Annotated in this window: 13 protein-coding genes; 11 read left to right on the plus strand and 2 right to left on the minus strand. The window is 72.0% G+C overall.

The annotated features are described in order from the left end of the window. Positions 1-10 precede the first annotated feature (10 nt). The 3 genes from trpS to AB0C87_RS36825 all read left to right on the plus strand — a co-directional run bounded on the left by trpS (position 11) and on the right by AB0C87_RS36825 (position 2,977). Positions 11-1,087, plus strand: coding sequence for a tryptophan--tRNA ligase (gene trpS, locus AB0C87_RS36815; RefSeq protein ID WP_353835093.1), 1,077 nt, complete (start codon positions 11-13; stop codon positions 1,085-1,087). Further along, a complete protein-coding gene (locus AB0C87_RS36820) occupies positions 1,077-1,730 on the plus strand; it encodes a 2'-5' RNA ligase family protein (protein ID WP_345176699.1) in 654 nt (217 codons plus the stop codon). Before trpS ends, AB0C87_RS36820 begins: the two co-directional genes overlap by 11 nt. 80 nt (positions 1,731-1,810) lie before the next feature. Continuing rightward, positions 1,811-2,977: a YhjD/YihY/BrkB family envelope integrity protein gene (locus tag AB0C87_RS36825; RefSeq protein ID WP_360581523.1), complete on the plus strand. Its 1,167-nt coding sequence runs from the start codon at positions 1,811-1,813 to the stop codon at positions 2,975-2,977. Between the two features lie 212 nt (positions 2,978-3,189). Here the strand turns inward: AB0C87_RS36825 and AB0C87_RS36830 are convergent, their stop codons facing one another. Both AB0C87_RS36830 and AB0C87_RS36835 read right to left on the minus strand, forming a co-directional pair. Then, on the minus strand, positions 3,190-3,642 hold the full coding sequence (locus AB0C87_RS36830; protein WP_360581524.1) for a nuclear transport factor 2 family protein: 453 nt from the start codon (positions 3,640-3,642) through the stop codon (positions 3,190-3,192). Positions 3,643-3,769: 127 nt separating this feature from the next. After that, positions 3,770-5,044: a D-alanyl-D-alanine carboxypeptidase gene (locus tag AB0C87_RS36835; protein WP_360581525.1), complete on the minus strand. Its 1,275-nt coding sequence runs from the start codon at positions 5,042-5,044 to the stop codon at positions 3,770-3,772. A gap of 512 nt (positions 5,045-5,556) precedes the next feature. On the opposite strand from AB0C87_RS36835, the gene AB0C87_RS36840 reads away from it, so the two are divergent. From AB0C87_RS36840 to AB0C87_RS36875, 8 genes are all read left to right on the plus strand, one after another. After that, a complete protein-coding gene (locus tag AB0C87_RS36840) occupies positions 5,557-6,723 on the plus strand; it encodes a glutamate--cysteine ligase (protein ID WP_345176708.1) in 1,167 nt (388 codons plus the stop codon). A gap of 355 nt (positions 6,724-7,078) precedes the next feature. Next, on the plus strand, positions 7,079-8,323 hold the full coding sequence (locus tag AB0C87_RS36845) for a M20 family metallopeptidase (protein ID WP_345176843.1): 1,245 nt from the start codon (positions 7,079-7,081) through the stop codon (positions 8,321-8,323). Between the two features lie 304 nt (positions 8,324-8,627). After that, on the plus strand, positions 8,628-9,653 hold the full coding sequence (locus tag AB0C87_RS36850) for a BMP family ABC transporter substrate-binding protein (RefSeq protein ID WP_345176711.1): 1,026 nt from the start codon (positions 8,628-8,630) through the stop codon (positions 9,651-9,653). A 162-nt stretch (positions 9,654-9,815) separates the two neighbouring features. After that, the gene (locus tag AB0C87_RS36855) at positions 9,816-11,354 is read left to right on the plus strand and encodes an ABC transporter ATP-binding protein (protein ID WP_360581526.1); all 1,539 of its coding nucleotides are present in this window, start codon (positions 9,816-9,818) and stop codon (positions 11,352-11,354) included. After that, complete coding sequence (locus AB0C87_RS36860; protein WP_345176716.1) at positions 11,351-12,679, plus strand: ABC transporter permease; 1,329 nt, start codon at positions 11,351-11,353, stop codon at positions 12,677-12,679. The genes AB0C87_RS36855 and AB0C87_RS36860 overlap by 4 nt, the downstream gene beginning before the upstream one ends. After that, positions 12,676-14,034: an ABC transporter permease gene (locus AB0C87_RS36865; RefSeq protein ID WP_360581527.1), complete on the plus strand. Its 1,359-nt coding sequence runs from the start codon at positions 12,676-12,678 to the stop codon at positions 14,032-14,034. Before AB0C87_RS36860 ends, AB0C87_RS36865 begins: the two co-directional genes overlap by 4 nt. Before the next feature lie 5 nt (positions 14,035-14,039). Further along, positions 14,040-14,444 carry a cytidine deaminase gene (locus AB0C87_RS36870; protein ID WP_345176722.1) on the plus strand — a complete coding sequence of 135 codons (405 nt, stop codon included), beginning with the start codon at positions 14,040-14,042 and terminating at the stop codon, positions 14,442-14,444. Positions 14,445-14,503: 59 nt separating this feature from the next. Then, on the plus strand, positions 14,504-15,778 hold the full coding sequence (locus tag AB0C87_RS36875) for a thymidine phosphorylase (RefSeq protein WP_345176724.1): 1,275 nt from the start codon (positions 14,504-14,506) through the stop codon (positions 15,776-15,778). The last annotated feature ends 56 nt before the right edge of the window (positions 15,779-15,834 follow it).

Genomic DNA, 15,834 nt, shown 5'->3' on the forward strand with positions numbered 1-15,834 from the left:
GTCCGTGCACATGCCCGAAGCGCCCAGCCCCGAAGCGTCCGCCGGAACGGCCGCGGCACCGCCGCGCGTGCTGTCCGGCATCCAGCCCACCGCCGACTCGTTCCACCTCGGCAACTACCTGGGGGCGCTCCGGCAGTGGGTCTCGATGCAGGACACCCACGACGCCTTCTACTGCGTGGTGGACCTGCACGCGATCACCGTCGAGCACGACCCCGCGCTGCTGCGCCGCCGGACCAAGGTCGCCGTCGCCCAGCTCCTCGCGATGGGCCTGGACCCCGAGCGCGCCACGGTGTTCGTGCAGAGCCACGTCCCCGAGCACGCCGAGCTGGCCTGGGTCCTCGGCTGCCTCACCGGCTTCGGCGAGGCCCAGCGGATGACGCAGTTCAAGGACAAGTCGTCCAAGCAGGGCACGGGCGGGACGACGGTCGGGCTGTTCACCTACCCGGTCCTCCAGGCCGCCGACATCCTGCTCTACTCGCCCGACCCCACCGCCGAGGGCGGCCGGGCGCTGCGCGTCCCCGTCGGGGAGGACCAGCGTCAGCACCTGGAGCTGACCCGCACCCTCGCGCAGCGGTTCAACCACCGCTTCGGCGACACGTTCGTCCCGCCGGACGCGCACATCCCCGAGGGCGCCGCGAAGATCACCGACCTGCAGGAGCCGGACGCCAAGATGAGCAAGTCGGCGTCCTCGCCGCAGGGGATCATCGACGTGCTGGAGGAGCCCGGCCCGATGCGCAAGAAGATCATGCGCGCGGTCACCGACACCGGCTCCGAGGTCGTCTACGACGAGGAGAAGAAGGCCGGCGTCACCAACCTCCTGCGGATCTTCTCCGCGCTGGAGGGCACCTCCGTCCCCGACCTGGAGAGCCGCTACGCGGGCTCGGGCTACGGGCAGTTCAAGAAGGACCTCGCGCAGGTCGTCCTCGACACGTTCACGCCGATCAGGGAGCGCACCCTCACGCTGCTGGAGGACGAGGAGCGGCTCGACCGGGTGCTCGCCCTGGGAGCCGAGCGCGCCTCCAGGGTCGCCACCGCGACGATGGAGACCGTGCGCGAACGGGTGGGATTCGTGGGACGTGGCCGCTGACGGCCCCGCCCGCGACGCCGCGGAGGGCCCCGGGAAGGCGCCCTCCGCCGCCGGGGGCGTGACCCCCGGCGGGGACGGCGGCGTGCGCACCATCGGCGTCGCCATCCCCATCCCCGACCCGTTCGGGGCCTTCCTCCAGGCGCGGCGGGCCTCGTTCGGGGATCCGCTCGCCCACGCGATCCCGACGCACATCACGCTGCTGCCGCCGACCGAGGTCCCCGAGTCGGGGATCGACGCCGTCCAGGAGCATCTGCGGGCCGTCGCGGCGACCGAGACCCCGTTCCCGATCAAGTTGCGAGGCAGCGGAACGTTCCGGCCGGTGTCACCGGTCGTGTTCGTGGCGCTCGCCGAAGGAATCGGCGGTTGCGAGCGGGTTCAGGCGAAGGTTCTGTCGGGTCCGCTCGCCCGGCCGCTGCCGTTCCCGTACCACCCGCACGTGACCATCGCCCACCACCTCCCCGAGAGCGTCATGGACCAGGCGTTCAAGGAGCTCGCCGGCTACAGCGCCGACTTCGAGGCGTGGGGGTTCTCCCTGTACGAGCACGGGCGGGACGGCGTCTGGCGCCCGCAGTGCGACTTCATCTTCGGCGACGGCGCGGTGCCGTCCCCGGGCGGCGACCGCGGCGGGCCCGCCCCCGGATGAGCGGGCCGCACGAGACGCTGCGTTGACCGTTCGATTACCGTCTGCGGCATCGACCGGCCCGCGTTGGGTACGTTGCGTGCATGCGGCAGGTGATCGGCAGGGTTCAGCGGCGGAGCGAGTCCCTGCTCGGCGACGGGAAGGCGCTGCTGCAACGCTCCCGGGAGCGGTCACGGTGGTTCGACCACCAGGTGCGCGCGTTGGAGCGGTACCAGGAGCGCCGCGGCGACCGGCTCGCCGCCGCCCTCACCAGCTACGCGTTCCTGTCGTTCTTCCCGCTGATGGCGCTGGCGTACGCGCTGCTCGGCTATCTCGTCGGGGTCAGCGACGAGGCCCGCGCCTACTTCGTCCGGGCGATCAGCTCGCAGCTGCCGGGGCTCGCGGGCCAGCTGGACGTCGAGCAGATCGCCCAGTCCAAGACCGCCGTCGGGGTCCTCGGCCTGGTCGCGCTGCTGGTCACCGGGATCGGCTGGGTGCAGGTGCTGCGCGAGTCCCTGCGCGACATCTGGGGCAACGAGCCGGGCGGCGGCGGCAACTTCTTCCTGAAGCGGCTCTGGGACGGGGGCGTGCTGGCGTTCCTCGGGCTCATCCTGATCTGCGGCATGGCGGTCACGACGGTCACGACGTCCGCCACCCACACCGTCCTCGGCTGGCTCGGCCTGGAGCACGTCCCCGGCGCCGGGACCGGGCTGCGGCTGCTGTCCCTCGCCTGCGCCATCTTCTTCGACACCGTGGTCTTCCTGGCCCTGTTCAGCCGGTTGTCGGGCACCCGGGCGCCCTGGCGCCGGATCATCCGGGGCGCGCTCTTCGGCGCGGTCGGCTTCGAGATCCTCAAGCAGATCGCGGCCTTCCTGATCGGGCGGACGACGCAGAACCCCGTCTACGGCACGTTCGCGGTGCTGGTCGGCCTGATGGTGTGGATCAACATCGCGACCCGGTTCGCGCTGTTCGTCGCCGCCTGGACCGCGACGCGCCGCGTCGTCCTCACCGCGGATGCCGCCAACCCGGAGAACAGCGTCGACCGCGCGGAGGTCGAGGCGCTCCAGGAGCGCGCCGGGGAGAGGCCCGGCAGGCACGAGAGGCCCGCGAGGAACGAGGACCCGGCCGAGGACGGGGCCGAGGCCCGCCGGAAGCCCGGCCGCCACGAGAAACCGGCCGAGACCGGCGACCGCGCGGAAGACGAGAAGGCCGCAGAGGCCACGAAGCCCAAGGAAGACGAAAAGCCGCTCGAAACCGGAAAACCGGCCTAGGACCTGTCTCGAAGTGGCCCTGCCCGCACGCGCGAACGCGTGACCTGGCCGGTGGAGCGAAGCCGGAGGCGAGCGGAGCCGGGCAGATCGCGAAGCGATGCCGCGTTCGCCCAGGCCCGGTCACGCAGCGAACCGCCAGGCGAGCGAAGTGGGCCGGGACGTTGAAACACAGCCGCCAGGCGAGCGAAGTGGGCCGGGACTGTGAAACACGGTCAGGTCCAGAAGGCGTCGTTGGCGTACTGGTCCTCGGCCAGGGTGCGAATCTCGGTGATCTTTCCGTCGCGGAAGCGGAACAGGTCGACGGCGCGGCCGTCCAGGATGCGGCCGGGGCGCTCGGCGCAGGTCTGGACGAGGGCGGCGCCGTACTCGTCGTTGGCCATGACCGAGTAGGGCTCGGTGTGGAACGTCCCGCCGGACAGCTCGAACAGCCGGACGTAGAAGCCCAGGACCTCCTCGGGCGTCCGGTACACGCCGCAGACGGGCCCGCGTCCGGGGACGCGGTGCACGACGTCGTCGGCGAGCAGCTCGCGGATGAGCTCCATGTCGCCCTTGTCGAAGGCCGTGTAGCCGTCCTTCAGCAGCGTCACGTTCGGATGCTCGTACGTCGGCGGCGGCTCCGGCGCCAGGGCGAGGGCGCCGGGCAAGGGGACATACAAGTCGGACATGGCGCAGTTCCTCCCCGCGGCGCCGTTCCGCCGTCCCCCCGGCGGTGACGCGATCACCGGCGCCACCGCGAGCGTAAGCCCGCCCGGCGCGGCGGTGCCAGGCCCGTGGGAAGGGGTGGGGGAAGCTTTACCGGCCGCCGCGGGAGCGGGCCGCCTCCAGCCGCCGCCTGCGGCGCAGCACCACGTACAGCACCGCGATCGCGAGCAGGGCGCCGACCGCGCCGCCGCCGACGAGCAGCCACATGCGGGACGAGTCGTCGGAGGCGAGCGGCGCGTCGGGCAGCACGCCCGAGCCGCCGTTCTTGCGGGTCTGCTCGATGTCGCCGGGCGGGACGAGCGTGCCCACCGGCTGGACCCTGCCGCGCGCGGCGAAGCCCCAGTCCAGCAGCTTGGCCGCGTACGCCGACGGCGGCATGTCCGCCCGCATCAGCGAGATCACGATCGTGTGCCCGCCGCGGCGCGCCTGGGCGACGAAGGTCTGCTGGGCGGCGATCGTGTAGCCGTTCTTGCCGCCGAGCATCCCGGGGTAGGCCAGCCGCTCGCCCGGGAGCATGTGGTTGTGCGTGTGGATCGGGTACCCGCCGACCTTCTTGCCCTTCTTGCGCTCCTTCTTGGTCGGGGGCGCCGGGAACGGGAAGTCGATCGCCTGCATGTAGGCGCGGTACTGGGGGTTCTTCATCCCCTCGCGCAGGATGAGCGCGAGGTCGTAGGCCGAGGTGTGCTGCGTCCGGACGTTCAGCCCGAGGTCCTTGTCCAGCCCGTTCGGGGATCCGGCGAGCGTGTCGCGCGCGTTGATCCGCCGGGCCTCGGCGTTCATGTCGGCGAGGGTCCTGCCCATCCCGCCGTCGGCCTCGGCCAGCGTCACCGCCGCGTCGTTGGCCGACATCATCAGCAGCGCGTGGAACAGGTCGGAGACCTTGTACTGCATCTTCGGCGTCAGCCCGACCTTGGTGCCCTCGGTGTCGCACGCCTTCTGGGACGGCCGGACGAGCCGGTTCGGGTCCAGCTTGGGGACGAGCGTCAGCGCGGTGAGGGTCTTGAGGGTGCTGGCGGGCAGGTAGTGCCCGTGCGGGTCCTTGGCGGCCAGGACCTCGCCGGTGTCGGCGTCCGCGATCAGGTACGAGGCCGCCTTGATCTTCGGCGGGGCCGGGACGCCCGGGGCCGTGTTCGCGACGACGCCGCGGCTCGCGAGCCGGGGCCCGCCGACCGTCTGCGCGGACGGCGACGCCACGGGCGACGCCTCGGCGCGCGCGCCCCCGCCCGGGGGGGCTCCGGCACGCGCGGCGCCGGCCGGTGCGGCGGCGAGCGCGGGGGCCGCCGCGAGCGAGGCGGCCGTGACCGGCACGGTGATCAACGTCAGGGCGCGGCGGACGCCGGCCGGCCCTCGTCGCTGTCCTGGCAAGCTCCCGACGCTCCTCAGTCCCATGGGAGCGCGATCGCTCCCGGCGCGCAGGCGCCCAACGCCCATGACTCCCCCCGAAGACTAGGCGACCTATCCGGCGAAGAGGTACCCGATCGCGAATCCGGCAAGCGCGGGGCGCAGGCGACGGACGTGACGACAGGGTGCAGCGGTCATAACCCGGTACGTATGGGGCGAGGCCGATCGGTTACCATCCGTCATGGACGAGACTTTGAGACGGGCTGACGGTATTTTGGACGGACTGACTAGTTCGATCTAGCGGTGCGGACGCCAAGATCGTGACCGAAAAGTAGGACGTCCGCCCCCCTTCCGACGGCTCGCATGAGTCAATTGATCCGCAAAGGGCATGGACGCCCGGCAGGGGGCGGGCACGGACGCCATCATGGAACGAACACGTGACCTGGACCGGCGTTTGTCCAGGCTTAGGGACCCGCTGGCTGAATTGCGCCACGTGCCACGCAACGACCTGCAAGGATTGTGGACGGAGGTTGGCCGTGGCCATTGACTTCAACGCATCGCACGGGGCGACGCTCGGCGTCGAGTGGGAGATCCAGCTCGTCGATGCGGAGACCAGGCACCTGCGGCAGGACGCACGCGAGGTGCTCGCCGCCCTGCCTTCGCTCAGTGACGACGGCGACAACCCGCGCGTCCGGCACGAGCTGATGGAGTCCACCATCGAGGTGGTGACCGGGATCAGCGACACCGTGGGGGAGGCCAAGGCCGACCTGGCCGGCACCCTCACCGACCTGCGCGCCGCCGCCGCGGACCGCGGCCTCGCCCTCGCCTGCACGGGCACCCACCCGATCAGCGACTGGCGGGAGGCGGTGATGGCGCCCATGGGGCGCTACGCCAAGCTGGTCGAGGAGATGCAGTGGCTGGCCCGGCGCATCCAGACGTTCGGCGTTCACGTCCACGTCGGCATCTCCGACGGCGCCAAGGCGATCCCGATCGTCAACGCGCTCTCGTCCTACCTTCCGCACTTCCTCGCGCTCACCGCGTCCAGCCCGTTCTGGAGCGGCAGCGACACCGGCCTCGCGTCCTGCCGGGCGGTCGTGTTCGGCCAGCTGCCCACGGCCGGGCCGCCCCATCTCCTAGACGACTGGGCGGCCTTCGAGGATTACATGGACACGCTGATGCGTTCGGGAACCATAAGGAGCATCAAGGAGGTCTGGTGGGACATCCGGCCGCATCCTGACTTCGGCACCGTCGAGATCAGGATGTTCGACGGGATTCCCACCCTGCGTGAGGTGGGGATGGCCGCCGCGCTGTGCCAGAGCCTCGTCACGCTGTTCGAGCAGCAGCTGGACCGCGGTTACACGCTGCCGCGGCCGGCCGCCTGGGTGGTGCGCGACAACAAGTGGCGCGCCACCAGGTACGGGCTCGACGCCATCGTCATCACCGACGACACGGGGAACACCGCTCCGCTCCGCGACGACCTGTACGAGCTGATCAGGGAGCTGGAACCGGTCGCCGACCGGCTCGGCTGCGCCGAGGAGCTCAAGGTCGCCGGCGAGGTGCTGGAGCACGGCGCCCCGTACGAGCGCCAGCGCGCGATCCGCGCCGGCGGAGGGACGCTGGAGAACATCGTCGACGCGGCGATCGCCGAGCTCGCGGAGGACAGGTTCGTCACACTGGGGGAGGTCGCACATGCCGGAGCCTGAGCAGCCGGACGGCGCCGGGAACCCCGCGAACACCGATCCCGCGAGCAGACCCGAGAACCGCACCGCATCCACCAACGAGAACATCACCCGGCGGGCGCCGCTAGGCTCCGCCGTCGCGCAGGGGGCGCACATGACATATCCGGGACCCGGGGTGATGCCCGGCCTTGAACCACCCGCCGCCCCGGGACACGAGAGTCCCGAGGGCCGGGAGGACCGGGGCGCCGCCGCCGGCGCCGCCGGAGTGAACGGGACGGCCTCCGGCGGGCCCGCACCGCGCGACGCCGAGGGCTCGGCGCGGCGGCGGGACGCGTCCGCCGCGGCGGCCGGAGCACCGGTCGTGTCCGGGCTCCCGGCGGTGCTCGGCGGCGCCGTGCTGCAGCCGCAGCTCGACGCGTTCCTCGCCGGGCACGAGGCGGAGCTGATCGCCTTCCGCCGCGACCTGCACATGCACCCCGAGCTCGGCTACGCCGAGCACCGCACCACCCGCAGGCTCGCCGAGCGGCTCCGCGCGGCCGGGCTCGAACCCGTGATCCTGCCGAAGGGCACCGGGCTGTTCTGCGACATCGGCCCCGCCGACGGCACGACCGTGGCGCTGCGGGCCGACATCGACGCGCTCCCGCTCCAGGACGAGAAGGAGGGCGTCGCCTACCGGTCGACCGTCCCCGGCGTCGCGCACGCGTGCGGCCACGACGTGCACACCGCGATGGTGCTGGGCGCGGGCCTGTTCCTGGCCCAGCAGGCGGAGGCGGGGCTGCTGCCCGGCCGCGTCCGGCTGCTGTTCCAGCCCGCCGAGGAGACGCCCGGCGGAGCGCTGGACGTCATGGCCGCCGGCGGCATCGCGGGCGTCGACCGCGCCTTCGCGCTGCACTGCGACCCCCGCATCGAGGTCGGCCAGCTCGGGCTGCGCACCGGCCCGATCACCGCGGCCTGCGACAAGGTCTACGTGAAGGTCACCGGGCCCGGCGGGCACACCGCCCGGCCGCACCTGACCGCGGACCTGGTCTACGCGCTCGCCAAGATCGTCACCGAGCTGCCGTCCGCGCTGTCGCGGCGCGTCGACCCGCGCTCCAGCCTGTCGCTGGTGTGGGGCCGCGTCTCGGCCGGGTCCGTCGCCAACGCCATCCCCGACGACGGGATCGCCGAGGGCACCGTCCGCTGCCTGGACGACGAGGCGTGGCACCGGGCGCCGGAGATGATGAAGGCGCTGCTGCAGTCGGTCGCCGCCGCCTACGACGTGGAGGCGTCGCTGGACTACGTGCGGGGCGTCCCGCCGACCGTGAACGAGGTGGCCAGCGTGCAGATGTTCCGCGACGCGGCCGCCCAGGTCATGGACGAGGACGGCGTCGTGCCGACCCCGCAGAGCCTCGGCGGCGAGGACTTCGGCTGGTACCTGGAGTCGATCCCCGGCGCGCTCGCCCGGCTCGGTGTCCGCACTCCCGGTTCGCCCGGCGAGTACGACCTGCACCGCGGCGACTTCGACGTCGACGAGCGGTGCATCGCCGTCGGCATGAAGGTGCTGAGCGCGACCGCGCTGACCGCGCTGTGGGACGGCGGACGTCCCGGCGACGCCGAGTCGATCGAGGGCGCCGCGCTGGCCTAGACTCCCCCCGCCGGCCGGGCTTGATCACCAGGCGTCATCGCCCGGCCTGTCGCTTTCCGTCCTTTCGGACGCCCGCGCACGAGGGCCTCGCGCGCCGGTCAGCGCCGTCCATGGCGGCGCTGACCTGTGGCGATATGCCTACGCATTGGTAACGGACCTGTTGCGAAACCGTGCAAGCAAGAGGTTTGCCCTCATTCGCGAGGTAGCGTCCTGACGATTTCGGTGACCGGATCTGTCACCGGACCGTGGGTGGGACGGAAGGAGCGCTACCTTGCGCCGTGGACTGAAGATTACGCTCGTCACCGTGACGGGTGCGGCGCTGACGCTCAGCGCTTCCGCGTGCGGTGGCAAGAAGGCCGACAGCGGCGACGGCGGCGGCGACGGCAAGAAGACCCTCAAGATCGGTCTGGCCTTCGACATCGGCGGCCGCGGCGACCAGTCCTTCAACGACTCGGCGGCCGCGGGCCTCGACAAGGCCAAGAAGGACCTGGACGTCAAGACCGAGGAGATCTCCGCCAAGCCGGACGAGCCGGACTCCGACAAGGAGTCGCGCCTGCGTCTGCTGGCCAACAAGGGCTACAACCCGGTCATCGGCGTCGGCTTCGCCTACACGGCCTCGATCAACAAGGTCGCCAAGGACTTCCCGAACACCAAGTTCCTCGTCGTCGACGCCGACCAGTGCAAGGTCGAGGGCGCCAACGTCAGCGGCGCCTGCTTCTCCGAGGAGCAGGGGTCCTACCTGGTCGGCGCCGCGGCCGCGCTGAAGTCCAAGACCGGCACCATCGGGTTCATCGGCGGCGTCAACGTCCCGCTGATCAACAAGTTCTTCGCCGGGTACCAGGCGGGTGCGAAGAAGGCCAAGCCGGGCATCAAGGTGCTGCCCGCCAAGTACCTCACGCAGCCCCCGAACTTCAACGGCTTCAAGGACGCCGGACTCGGCAACGAGGCGGCCAAGGGCCAGCTCGACGAGAACGCCGACGTGATCTACCACGCGGCGGGCGGCGCGGGCATCGGCGTCATCAAGACCGTCGGCGCGGCCAAGAAGTGGGCGATCGGCGTCGACTCCGACCAGTACAACCAGCCCGCGGTCGCCGGGGTGAAGGCCCAGATCCTGACGTCCATGGAGAAGCACGTGGACGTCGCGGTGTACGACTTCGTCGAGAGCGTCGCCAAGGGCACCTTCAAGGCCGGCACCACGCAGTACAACCTGAGCAACGACGGCATCGGGTACGCCACCTCCGGCGGCAACGTCGACGACATCAAGGCCAAGCTCGACGAGCTGAAGGCGGAGATCGTCAGCGGCAAGATCACCGTTCCGACCAAGGCCTGACGCCGCGGCCGGGACGCGGGAGCACGCTCCCGCGCGGCGACGTGCCGGCCGGTCCGCCGGCCGACGCGCGCACCGGGCGCCATCTCGTGGTGGCGCCCGGTGCGGCGGCACGTATCCCCGTCCAGGACCTCTCTCACGTTCTAGGCAGGAGGAGGGGCACTCGTGCCTGACCAGGTGCCGGCCGTGCGGCTGACATCGATCACCAAGCGGTTCCCCGGAGTGGTGGCCAACCGCGACATCAACCTCACCATCGAGCGCGGCGAGGTGCACGCGCTCTGCGGTGAGAACGGCGCCGGCAAGTCCACGCTGATGAAGATCCTTTACGGGATGCAGCGGCCGGACGAGGGCACCGTCGAGGTCGACGGCGAGCAGGCGGCCTTCCGGACGCCGGCCGACGCGATCGCCCGCGGCATCGGCATGGTGCACCAGCACTTCAAGCTGGCCGACAACCTCACCGTCCTGGAGAACGTGATCCTCGGCGCCGAGCCCCGCGCCAAGGGCCGGCGGCGCGGCCGGATCGACTTCGCCGCCGCGCGCGCCAAGATCAAGGATATGTCGCAGGCGTACGGGCTTCGCGTCGACCCCGACGTGCTGGTCGAGACGCTCGGCGTCGGCGAGCGGCAGCGCGTGGAGATCCTCAAGGTGCTCTACCGCGGCGCCCGCGTGCTCATCCTGGACGAGCCGACCGCGGTGCTCGTCCCGCAGGAGGTCGAGGAGCTGTTCGGCAACCTGCGCGAGCTGCGCGCCGAGGGCCTGACCGTCCTGTTCATCTCCCACAAGCTGGACGAGGTGCTGACCGTCGCCGACACGATCTCGGTGATCCGGCGCGGCACGACGGTCGCGACCCGGCTCGACCCGCGCGAGGTGACGTCCCGGCGCCTGGCCGAGCTGATGGTCGGGTCCGAGCTGCCCACCCCGGAGCTGCGCGAGTCCACCGTCACCGAGGACGTCCAGCTGGACGTGGCCGGGCTCACCGTGCTGACCTCCGAGGGCCGTCCCGTGGTGGACGGCGTGTCGCTGCGCATCCGCCGCGGCGAGATCGTCGGGCTGGCCGGTGTCGAGGGCAACGGGCAGACCGAGCTCATCGAGGCGATCATGGGCATCCGCGGCGCCGACGCCGGGACCATCGGCTACGGCGGCGAGGACGTCACCTCGTGGTCGACGCGGCGGCGCCGCGAGGCCGGCATCGCCTACATCCCCGAGGACCGGCACCGCCACGGGCTCGTCCTGGAGGGGACGCTCTGGGAGAACCGCATGCTGGGCCACCAGACCCGGCGCCCGAACGTGCGGGGCCCGTGGATCGACCGGCGCGGCGCCCGCCGCGACACCACCCGGATCGTCCAGGCCTACGACGTGCGGACGCCGGGGATCGACGTGCCCGCCGCCGCGCTGTCGGGCGGCAACCAGCAGAAGCTCATCGTCGGGCGGGAGATGTCCGGCGACCCGCGGCTGCTGATCGCGGCGCATCCGACGCGCGGCATCGACGTCGGCGCCCAGGCCGCCATCTGGGAGTACCTGCGGCAGGCCCGCGCGGACGGGCTGGCCGTGCTGCTGATCAGCGCCGATCTTGAGGAACTCATCGGTATGTCCGACACCCTGCACGTGATCCTGCGGGGGCGGCTGGTCGCGGAGGTCGATCCGCGGACCGTCACCCCCGAGGAGCTCGGCTCCGCCATGACCGGTGCCGGAGCGCCCGCATGAGCGACGAGCGCAAGGACCTGGACCCGGCGGGCGAGGAGCCCGCGGGCGGCGGGGAACCGGCGGGCGCGACGCCCCCGGCCGACGTCCCCGCGCCGCGTCCGGGCGAGAGCCCCGATCCCGGGAAGCGGCCCGAGAAGGCGTCCGGCCCGGTGGAGCCGGAGACGGTGCCGTCGTGGAAGGCGATGCTGCGCGGCCTCGGCCCGCGGGGGCTCGGCCTGAAGATCGGCGCGCCGGTGCTGGCGCTGCTGATCTCCCTCGGCATCACGATGATCCTGCTGCGGGTCACCGGCGCCGACCCGGTCAGCTCGATCCAGAGCATGATCGACTACGGCACGACCGACAACTCGATCGTCGACATCGTCAACCGCGCCACCCGCTACTACCTGTCGGCCGTGGCCGTGGCCATCGGGTTCCGGATGGCGCTGCTGAACATCGGCGTGGACGGCCAGTACCGGATCGCCGCGTTCCTCGCCGCCGCGCTCGGCGGCGCGCTGGCGCTGCCCGCCCCCCTCGGCCAGATGCTGACGATCGTCGCGGCGATGGTGGTCGGCGGGCTGTGGGCGGCGATCGCGGGCGTGCTGAAGGTGACGCGCGGGGTCAGCGAGGTGCTGTCCACGATCATGCTGAACGCGATCGCGACCGGCCTGATCGCCTACCTGCTGAACGACAAGCGGCTCGCCGAGGTGCGGCCGGGCAGCAACAACGTCGCGACGCCGCAGATCCCCGAGTCGGGACGGGTCGGCGGCCTGAACGGCCTCCTGTCCTCGATCGGCATCGATCTGCCGGGCGACGTCTACGGGCTGCTGCCGCTGGCGATCCTGGTCGGCGTCGTGTTCTGGGTCGTCATCAACCGCACGCGTTTCGGGTTCGACCTGAAGGTGTCGGGGCTGTCGCCGTCGGCGGCGCAGGCCAGCGGCGTCAACGCCCGCCGCATGATCGTCTACACGATGGTCGCGTCCGGCGTGGTGGCGGGCCTGATCGGCATGCCGGAGCTGCTCGGCGCGTCCTACGAGTACTCGCTGAACTTCCCGGCCGGCCTCGGCTTCACCGGCATCACGGTCGCGCTGCTCGGCCGCAACCATCCGGCCGGGATCGCGCTGGCCGCGCTGCTGTTCGCGTTCCTCGACCAGACCTCCGACGTCCTCCAGGAGGTCGATGTCCCGAAGGAGATCGTCGGGGTCATGCAGGGCGTGGTCGTGCTGACCGTCGTCATCGTGTACGAGCTCGTCCGGCGCTGGGAGATCCGGCTGCAGCAGCGGGCCGTCGCCGCCGAGCTGGCCACCGGCCACGACCTGGCCCGCGAGGCCGCTGGGAGCGCCTCATGAGCACCGCCACCGAGACGGCCCCGGCCCGCAAGGCCGCGGGCGGCGCGCGCCGGCTGCGCTGGCCGCACTACCTGCTCATCGCGTCCGGCCTGCTGGTGCTGCTGTCGCTGGTCCGGGTGATCGACGACGCCGACCCGGTGACCTCCAGCGGGACGGTCAGCGCCGCGCTGCGCCTCGCCGTGCCGATCTTCCTGGCCGGGCTCGGCGGGCTGTGGTCCGAGCGGTCCGGCGTGATCAACATCGGCCTCGAGGGCATGATGATCCTCGGCACCTGGACGGGCGCCTGGGCCGGCTACCAGTGGGGCCCGTGGATCGGCGTCCTCGCCGGGATCATCGGCGGCGTGCTCGGCGGGCTGCTGCACGCGATCGCGACCGTGTCGTTCGGCGTCGACCACATCGTGTCCGGTGTCGCGATCAACATCCTCGGGCTGGGGCTCACCCAGTTCCTCGCCGGGCTGATCTTCGACAAGGGGGAGGCGAAGGCGCTCGGCGGCGGCCCCCGGCAGTCTCCGCCCGTCGATCCGATCCCGACGCTGACGCTGCCGGTGCTGTCCGGAGGCAAGATCGGCGGCTGGCAGAGCCCCGACTGGCTCGGCTCGCTGGAGAGGCACCACTGGTTCCTGGTGTCGGACCTCGCGGGGATCGTCCGCGGTCTCACCAGCGACATGTCGCTGCTGACGCTCGTGGCCCTGCTGCTCCTCCCGGCCAGCTTCTTCGTGCTGTGGCGGACGGCGTTCGGTCTGCGGATCCGCTCGTGCGGCGAGGACGCGTACGCGGCCGAGTCGCTCGGCGTGCAGGTCTACCGGATGAAGTACGCGGCCGTGATGATCTCGGGCGGTTTCGCGGGCCTGGCGGGCGCGTTCCTCGTCACCGTCGCCGCGCCGATCTACCAGGACGGCCAGACCAACGGCCGCGGGTTCATCGGCCTCGCCGCCATGATCTTCGGCAACTGGCGTCCGGGCGGCCTCGCCGCGGGCTCGCTGCTGTTCGGCTACACCGACGCGATGAACGTGCGCGGCGGCGGCCAGTCGGTGCACGCGCTGCTGCTGTTCGTGGCGATCCTGCTGATCGGCGTCGCGGTCTGGCAGGGCGTGCGCGCGAACCGCCTGCTCCCGCAGGCGGCGCTGGACGTGGCGCACCGCCGCGACATGCGGGGCGCCGTCGTCGGCTCCGCGCTGTCCCTGGTCACGGCCGCCGCGCTGCTCACGTGGTTCCTGCTGAGCGACATCGTCCCCGGCGAGCTGGTCTCCTTCACGCCGCACCTGACGACGCTGCTCGTCCTGGCCCTGGCCAGCCAACGCCTCCGCATGCCCGCCGCCAACGGGCTCCGCTACCGGCGCGGTGAGGCACGATAACTCTTATGGAGATTGATTGGCCTGTTCTGCGCGCTGAGGCGCGGGAGGCTATGGAACGTGCCTACTGCCCGTACTCCGGGTTTCCGGTCGGGGCCGCCGCGCTGGTGGACGACGGCCGGGTGATCACCGGGTGCAACGTGGAGAACGCCTCGTACGGGGTCGGGCTGTGCGCGGAGTGCGCGGTCGTGTCGGCGCTGCACGGGCCCGGCAAGTCCGAGCGGCCGCGGCTGGTCGCCATGGCGGTGGTCGACCGGCACGGGAATCCGCTGATGCCGTGCGGGCGCTGCCGGCAGTTGCTGTGGGAGCACGGCGGCGCCCCGATGCTGCTGGAGACGACGCGCGGCATCCTGCCCATGTCGGACGTCCTGCCGGACGCGTTCGGTCCCGACGATCTCGTGGACCGGGCCTGACCGACGCACCCTGGCCGGCACACCCTGGCCGGCTCGGTTTCACCTTCTGAGAGGATTTCGTGGACGCCACCGATGTCATCCGCGCCAAGCGGGACGGGGGGACGCTGACCCCCGAGCAGATCGACTGGGCGGTGGACGCCTACACGCGGGGCGTGATCGCCGAAGAGCAGATGTCGGCGCTGGCGATGGCGATCCTGCTGAACGGCATGTCGCGGGCCGAGGTGGCCCGGTGGACCGAGGCGATGATCCGGTCCGGGGAGCGGATGGACTGGTCGGCGCTGGACCGTCCGACCACCGACAAGCACTCCACCGGCGGGGTCGGCGACAAGATCACTCTGCCGCTGGCGCCGCTGGTGGCGGCGTGCGGGGCGGCGGTCCCGCAGCTGTCGGGGCGCGGCCTCGGGCACACCGGCGGGACGCTCGACAAGCTGGAGTCGATTCCGGGCTGGCGGGCGTCGCTGTCGAACGCCGAGATGCTGGACGTGCTGCGCTCGGCGGGCGCGGTCATCTGCGCGGCGGGCGGCGGCCTCGCGCCCGCCGACCGCAAGCTCTACGCGCTGCGGGACGTGACCGGCACGGTGGAGTCGATCCCGCTGATCGCCTCCTCGATCATGTCGAAGAAGATCGCCGAGGGCACGGGCGCGCTGGTGCTGGACGTCAAGGTCGGCTCGGGCGCGTTCATGAAGACGGCGGACCGGGCCCGCGAGCTGGCCGAGACGATGGTCGCGATCGGCGCCGACCACGGGCTGCGCACGGTCGCGCTGCTGACCGCGATGGACCGTCCGCTCGGCAACGCGGTCGGCAACGCCGTCGAGGTGGCCGAGTCGGTGGAGGTGCTCGCCGGGGGAGGCCCGTCCGACGTGGTCGAGCTGACCCTGACGCTGGCGCGGGAGATGCTCGCCGCCGCCGGGATCTCCGGGAGGGACCCGGCGGACGCGCTGAAGGACGGCTCCGCCATGGACGCCTGGCGCCGCATGATCACCGCGCAGGGCGGCGATCCGGACGCGCCGCTGCCGGCCGCCCGCGAGACCCATGTGGTCACCGCCCCGTCCTCGGGCGTGCTGACCAGGCTGGACGCCTACGGGGTGGGCGTCGCGGCGTGGCGTCTGGGCGCCGGCCGGGCCCGCAAGGAGGACCCGGTGTCGTTCGGCGCGGGCGTGATCTGCCATGCCAAGCCGGGCGACACGGTCGAGGCGGGCCGGCCGTTGCTGACGCTGCACGCCGACGACGAGGCCAGGTTCGGTCGCGCGCTGGAGGCCCTGGACGGCGCCTTCGACATCGAGGCAGGCGGCACCGTGCCCGCGCTCCCCCTGGTCATCGACCGGATCGCGTGAACCGGCCGGTTTGTTAAGAATCACCGTTGACGGGCGTTGTGTCCGCTCTGGAAGCT

Origin of the sequence: Actinomadura sp. NPDC048021 (assembly GCF_040653135.1) — a bacterium.
Taxonomy (GTDB): Bacteria; Actinomycetota; Actinomycetes; order Streptosporangiales; family Streptosporangiaceae; genus Spirillospora; species Spirillospora verrucosospora.

Excerpts from the sequence above, each read along its gene's own strand:
- AB0C87_RS36870 (WP_345176722.1), top strand. The coding sequence starts at position 14,040 with ATGGAGATTGATTGGCCTGTTCTGCGCGCTGAGGCGCGGGAGGCTATG.
- trpS (WP_353835093.1), top strand. The coding sequence starts at position 11 with ATGCCCGAAGCGCCCAGCCCCGAAGCGTCCGCCGGAACGGCCGCGGCA.
- AB0C87_RS36860 (WP_345176716.1), top strand. The coding sequence starts at position 11,351 with ATGAGCGACGAGCGCAAGGACCTGGACCCGGCGGGCGAGGAGCCCGCG.
- AB0C87_RS36825 (WP_360581523.1), top strand. The coding sequence starts at position 1,811 with ATGCGGCAGGTGATCGGCAGGGTTCAGCGGCGGAGCGAGTCCCTGCTC.
- AB0C87_RS36830 (WP_360581524.1), bottom strand. The coding sequence starts at position 3,642 with ATGTCCGACTTGTATGTCCCCTTGCCCGGCGCCCTCGCCCTGGCGCCG.
- AB0C87_RS36865 (WP_360581527.1), top strand. The coding sequence starts at position 12,676 with ATGAGCACCGCCACCGAGACGGCCCCGGCCCGCAAGGCCGCGGGCGGC.